This window comes from Mycobacterium celatum, from assembly GCF_002101595.1.
Lineage (GTDB): Bacteria > Actinomycetota > Actinomycetes > Mycobacteriales > Mycobacteriaceae > Mycobacterium > Mycobacterium celatum.
Window position 1 is genome coordinate 1 of the sequence record NZ_LQOM01000049.1, and the last position, 2,915, is coordinate 2,915.

The 2,915-nt window shown below is 67.2% G+C and carries 1 protein-coding gene; it reads right to left on the bottom strand.

Annotated features, from left to right (window positions below; translation table 11 throughout):
* The coding region (locus tag AWB95_RS21230; protein WP_249025643.1) for a condensation domain-containing protein at positions 1-2,915 on the bottom strand (2,915 nt) is incomplete at both ends.

Here is a 2,915-nt window from a genome sequence, read left to right on the forward strand (position 1 = left end):
ACCTCATCCACCACACCCAACGACGACAACAACCCACCCGAAGCAGCCGCCATCCCCACCAACACCCGCTCCAACCGGGCGACCAGTGTGTGGATGTCGGCGGCGCTGAACAGCTCGGTGTCGTATTCGACGCGCAAACCGAGTTCGTTGCCCGGCAGGGCCTGCACGGCCAGCGGGTAGTGGTTGTATTCCCAGTTGTTGAACTCGGTGACTGCCAACCCGCCGCTGTTCGACAGCGCGGTCGTGTCGAGTGGATAGTTCTCGAACACAAACAGTGTGTCGAACAGTTGGTCATGGCCGACGAGGCGATGGATGTCGCCCAGCGCCACATGCTGATGCTCGAGGGTGTGGTTGTGGTCGTGTTGCAGCCGATCCAGCAGGTGTGCCGTGGTGGTGGCCGCGGTCATGTGTGCGCGCACCGGCACGGTGTTGATCAACATCCCCACCATCGACTCGGCGCCATGTAGCTCAGCGGGCCGCCCCGAGACCGTGGTACCGAAAACCACGTCGTGTCGGCCGGTCAACGCGGCCAGCAGCACCGCCCACCCGCCCTGCAGCACCGTGTTGACCGTGACCTGCCGCGCGCGGGCCAACTCGCCCAGCGCCCGCGTGGTCTCGGCGGGCACCGCAAACGAGGCCACACCGCGCCGCCCCGACCCCGACCGGCCCGGCTCGGCCACCAGCGTGGGGGTGTCAAACCCGGCCAACACCTCACCCCATGCAGCGCATGCCGCATCGTGGTCGCGCTCGGCCAGCCAGTCCACAAAGCGGCGATACGGCGTGGCCGGCGACAACCGTTGCCCGCCATAGTCGGCGAAGATCTCTCCCACCACTATCGGCAGCGACCACCCATCGGCCACGATGTGGTGAACCGTCAACACCAACTGGTGCCGCTCATCGCCGGTGCGGATCAACGCCGCCCGAAACGCCGGCTCATCAGCCAGGTCACGGACCGCTGCGCGCTCGACGGCGCATACCCGCTGAATTTCGTCGGGGTCGTCATCGCCGAGGTCCAAGTAGCGCCATCCCGGCGCGCAATCGGCCGGGATAATCTGCACCGGCTCGTCGAATTGTTCGCAGAATCGGGCCACCAGATTCGGGTGCCGGTTGACGACGTTGTGCACGGCCTCACGCAGCCGGTGCTGCTCGACCGGCCCGCTCAATGTGAGATTCAGTTGCAGTACATACAAGTCTTCGCCGCCCTCGAGGGCGGTGCTGGTGTGAAACAGCAACCCCTGCTGCAGCGGCGTCAGCGGCAAGATGTCTGCGATCTGGTAGCGCTGCGCCAGTTGGTCGATGTGGCGCTGGCTCAACCGGGCGGGGGCGATATCCGACGGCGTCAACCCGCCCCCACCACGGCGCACATGCGCGCAGATCCCGGCCAGCGCCTCGAACCACAACCGGCTCAACTCACCGATTTGCGCCTCATCCAGGGCGGAGGGCGCCCAGATCCAGTTGGCCTGCAACTGCGGACCGGCCTCGGTGTCCACGGTGGCGGCGTTGAGATCTACGGTGTGCGCCAACGGCATCGGCAACGCCGCACCGGCAGCGGTCAACGACAAGCCTTCATCGCTGATGCGCCATACCTCGCCGCCGGCCTCGGCGGCCGAAACACCAAGCCGCCCAAGGTAGTTGAAGCCGATCGGCGGGTCCGAGCCGGCCAAATCAACCTCGGTGTTCAGATACCGCAGCACACCGTAGGTCAGCTCGTTGGGCAGGGCGCGCAGCTGCTCCTTGGCGTCTTTGACCAGCATCCCCAGCCCGGCCTCCCCGGCCACCACCTGCCCCCACGACAGCCCAGTCAGATTCAGCGACACCGGATATTTGGTGGTGAACCAGCCCACCGTGCGCGACAAGTTCACATCGGCGCCCAGTTCCTCGTGCCGGCCATGACCCTCGACGTCGATGCCGATCGGCGCGTCGGGGCTGCCGACGAACCGGGCCACCGCCAGCCCGAACGCGATCAACAAAACCTCGTGGGCCCCGGCATGAAAGGCCGCAGGCACCTCACCCAGGAGCATCCGGGTGGTTTCCACATCCAGCGCCGTCGACAGGTGCCCGGCGCTTTCATAGGTATCCACCTCCGGGCGCACTGCCGGCAGCACCGCCGGCGTTGCCGCGACCCGTCGCCACGCCTCCGCCAGTTGCACGACGTGCGATGTGTGGGCGTGCTCGGCCAGCAGCGACGACCACCGCGCAAACGACGTGCCGATCGCGGGCAACACCACCGGCCGGCCGGCCCGGTGCTGGGCCCAGGCACTGTTGAGGTCTTCCAACAGGATTCGCCACGACACCCCGTCGACGGCGAGATGGTGAATGATCAACGCCAACTGGCTGCTGTCAGCCACCCACAGCGCGCTGAGCATCACTCCGGCGCGCGGATTCAACCGGGACCGCGCCGCGGCCACCGCCTGCACCGACAACACATCCACCGACTGCAGGCAGTCGCCGGCATGCACCGACCCGGGCTGCGGGACGGTCAACGACCAACCCGCCGCACCTCCGTCGTCATCGACGCGCGCCCGCAACATGGCATGCCGATCCAGTAGGGCCTGCAACAGCGCCACCACGTCGGCGTCGCGCACCCGAGCCGGGGCCTGCAACAGCATCGTCTGGTTGAACTGCTGTACCGGCCCGGCCAAGCTGGCCAGCCAGCACATGATCGGAGTAGGTACGACCTGCCCGATGCCCTCATCGACCGGGCCAGTCTCACCGTCGGCCAACACAGCCACACCGGCCAGCCGGGCCACCGTCTGCTCGACGAACACATCACGCGGCCGACACAGCAGACCGGCGGCCCGAGCCCGGGCCGCCACCTGCATCGACAGGATGCTGTCTCCGCCGAGTTCGAAGAAGGAGTCGTCGACGCCGACTTGTTCGAGGCCCAGGACTTGGGCGTAGATGCCGGCCAGCAG